Annotated in this window: 3 protein-coding genes and 1 pseudogene; all 4 read right to left on the bottom strand. The window is 31.5% G+C overall.

Features of this window, described 5'->3' with window-relative positions; all coding sequences use genetic code 11:
- Positions 1 to 136 precede the first annotated feature (136 nt).
- Positions 137 to 1516 (bottom strand): class I SAM-dependent methyltransferase, encoded by a 1380-nt coding sequence (locus ACVC2P_RS09325; RefSeq protein ID WP_452598203.1) that lies wholly within the window; start codon positions 1514 to 1516, stop codon positions 137 to 139.
- The gene (locus ACVC2P_RS09320; RefSeq protein WP_452598202.1) at positions 1506 to 1715 is read right to left on the bottom strand and encodes a hypothetical protein; all 210 of its coding nucleotides are present in this window, start codon (positions 1713 to 1715) and stop codon (positions 1506 to 1508) included. The genes ACVC2P_RS09325 and ACVC2P_RS09320 overlap by 11 nt, the downstream gene beginning before the upstream one ends.
- A 29-nt stretch (positions 1716 to 1744) precedes the next feature.
- Complete coding sequence (locus tag ACVC2P_RS09315) at positions 1745 to 1987, bottom strand: uroporphyrinogen decarboxylase (protein ID WP_452598201.1); 243 nt, start codon at positions 1985 to 1987, stop codon at positions 1745 to 1747.
- A 356-nt stretch (positions 1988 to 2343) separates the two neighbouring features.
- Positions 2344 to 3272, bottom strand: a pseudogene (locus ACVC2P_RS09310) (translational GTPase TypA); the annotation flags it as partial.

The raw sequence follows: 3272 nt of genomic DNA, 5'->3' as shown, positions 1-3272 counted from the left end.
AAATTGCTCTAATGAATTAATGTAAGTAAAATTAGAATTGTAATAATATAACATAGGATATAATCCTGAAGCAACCCCTGTAATAATTGGGTATTGTTTTTTATTATTTACAAATTGAATAATTTTTTGACGCAATTTATTTCGTTTTTAAAAGGTATAGTACACGTTTAGAATCGCCTACATCTTGTTTTTCTACAATATCGAAATACGACAGATAGGCTTCTTCAAAGGTTTCAATATTATAAAAATTAAAGAGGTCTTTAAATTCTCCTTTACTATTTAGCAAGCGTTCTACCCATGAGTCTCCTCGCTTCGGGAATTCTATAATAAGTTGCTTTGAAAAAGAGGCAAAAAATGCAGCCGACATTTTAAAGGTTATATTTCCTGATAACGACATGTGGTGTATTACTGCCAACGCTAAAGTAACATCTGGAGCAAAATCTTGAATCCGTTTTAAAAATGAAAAACGCTCGGCATTATTAAATCCTACTGCTGCCGATGGGTTTAAAACATCTAAAACAAATGGTGTTATAAACTGCTCTTTGTTTTGTTTTGTCTGTTTATAGTTATAGTCTACGGCATTGTTATCTATATCGCATACTAAAGCTTGTACTAAATTAGTTTTTATGCGTCGTACAAAGGTACCATCGTTTCCTCCAACATCTATAACTGTTTTGGCGTTTAACTTTGTTATCCAGTTATTTATTATATCTGCTTTTATATTAAAAGCTGCATCAGAATAATTAGTTTTATTATAATATTCTCCCCACTCGCTCTGCTCCTTTAACTCTAATTTTTTAATATAATTATAGAGGCTCGTTATAATATTTAGTTGCCCTTTTTTAGATAGTGCCCTTGTTTGTGTTTCTCCCTTATAATCTTCGTTATGCTTTGCTTCAAACTTTGCTAATAAATGGATATTAGAGTATAAAAACGGATTTAATTTTGTTTTAAATGGTAGCATAGATGCTATCGTTTTTACAGGAATACCATCTATAAAATTGCTTGTTAGTTTTAGTACTTCCGAACCATGAAAATGTGCTAATAATAAAGGACCAAAAAAGTGAGTTATAAACTGTTTATATGCGCGCCATGGCGTGTTTTCTTCATAAAAATCGAAAGATAGAGTATCTATAAAAATAGCCTTTCCTTTATGAAATGTAACATTAAAGGCAGATGCATCTTTAAGAGAAAACCCTTTTTCTAAGCAAAACTTTTGAAGTTTTAACGTTAGTAAGGCTGCTGCTTTATATTGATTAAAACTCCACTCGTAAGGATAGGTTATAAATGGAATAGTTTCTGGCTGAATAATAATAGCCTCATTGGATGCGGAACACTCTTTATGAGGAATTAACAACCCGCTTTTAAACAGAGTATTAAAAACCCCAGAGTCTTTTAATTTTTGATATTGTTTAAAGTAAATAGGGTTTATAACACGTTTAATACAGCCTTGTTCTGTAAAAATATAGCCAGAAGGATCTCTAAACGACGACGAGTGTGCTTTTCTATTCGTCACTATTTGTTTTATTTTCTATATCGGAATCTTCAACATTAATATCGTCAAATAATTCATTATCACTTTCTTTAACAAGTCCTAAAAATAGTTTTATTTTATACATTACATTTTTAGAAAACAGAACAACTGCTGCTACCGCTGCAACTACAGCTTGAATTATCATAGCGCCTAATCCTGGATCGAAATATAGAAAGTGCATTATTATTTTTTTTGTAAATATAGAAAAACTTAAGCGACTTTCTTAAAAAATAAATAGTAGACGTTTACTAATAAAATTGCTGCGTTTGCAATAATTATAGGTAAACCAATACGTAATGTTGGCATTAAAAACCCATAAATTATAAATAGTATACAACCCGTCATGTTTACTAACCTTAGTTTTTTTACATCTTTCATGGTAAACGATAGTAATACCATAAAAGAAGCTAAGTAGCCAATATATTCTGTTCCAGTGATTCCAAATAATTCCATCTTGTTGCCGCGAAGGCGGTAATCTTTTAGTTTAATTTATTTAATTCTGTTCATTTTGTCTTGATACAAAACGAACCAAAAAATCAAATCAAAATTAGGAAATTGCTTCGCAACATTCACTTTCAGAATTACGTGCTTAAGGCTTTGCCTTGCATCTTCATTCCTTCGTTCATTATTTCTTAATTTTGATGTTTTCCGATTGCATCGGAATTTCAAGTACTAATAGTCGTCTTAGATATATTTTAAACTAAAAAACTAGTATTACTTTTCACAAAAAAGAGACATACTTTTCAGTATCTCTCTTTTTTATAGTGTAAAGTTTATAGTATAAAATAAACTATAAACGTATTTTTATTTTAGATAATTTTATTTCTTTTACGCTCTACTTCTGTTAAGTATATTTTACGTAATCTTAAGAAGTTTGGTGTTACTTCTACGTACTCATCTTTTTGTATGTATTCTAATGCTTCTTCTAAAGAGAATTTAATTGCTGGTACAATCTTCGCTTTATCGTCTGCTCCAGATGAACGGACATTACTTAATTTTTTCGTTTTAGTAATATTCACTGTCATATCATCTCCACGAGAGTTTTCTCCAATGACTTGACCTTCGTAAATATCTTCTCCTGGATCTACAAAAAACTTACCTCTATCTTGTAATTTATCAATTGAATAAGGAATTGCTGTTCCTTTCTCCATAGAGACTAATGATCCGTTTTGACGTTCTGGAATCCCTCCTTTTAACGGTTGGTATTCTTTAAAACGGTGTGCCATAATAGCCTCTCCTGCTGTTGCTGTTAGTAATTGGTTACGTAAACCAATAATACCTCTAGATGGTACTATAAACTCACAAACCATACGCTCACCTTTAGCTTCCATACTTAGCATTTCTCCTTTACGAAGCGTTACCATTTCAATGGCTTTACCAGAAACGTGCTCAGGTAAATCTATTGTCATTTCTTCTACTGGCTCACATTTTACACCATCAATTTCTTTAATGATTACTTGTGGTTGTCCAATTTGTAATTCGTAACCTTCACGACGCATCGTTTCTATTAAAACCGATAAGTGTAATACTCCACGACCAAAGACCATAAACTTATCTGCACTTCCTGTTTCTTCAACTCTTAATGCTAAGTTTTTTTCTAGTTCTTTAGTTAAACGGTCTTTAATATGGCGAGATGTTACAAACTTTCCGTCTTTTCCAAAGAAAGGCGAATCGTTAATTGTAAATAACATACTCATTGTTGGCTCATCGATAGCAATGGTTTTTAAACCTTCTGGTG

Source organism: Pontimicrobium sp. MEBiC01747, assembly GCF_053601635.1.
The sequence above is the reverse complement of the archived record's forward strand: the minus strand, read 5'-3'. Positions and strand labels throughout refer to the sequence as shown.

Bases quoted from the DNA above. Each gene is read 5' to 3' on its own strand.
- ACVC2P_RS09315 (WP_452598201.1), bottom strand. From the start codon at position 1,987: ATGGAATTATTTGGAATCACTGGAACAGAATATATTGGCTACTTAGCT.
- ACVC2P_RS09320 (WP_452598202.1), bottom strand. From the start codon at position 1,715: ATGCACTTTCTATATTTCGATCCAGGATTAGGCGCTATGATAATTCAA.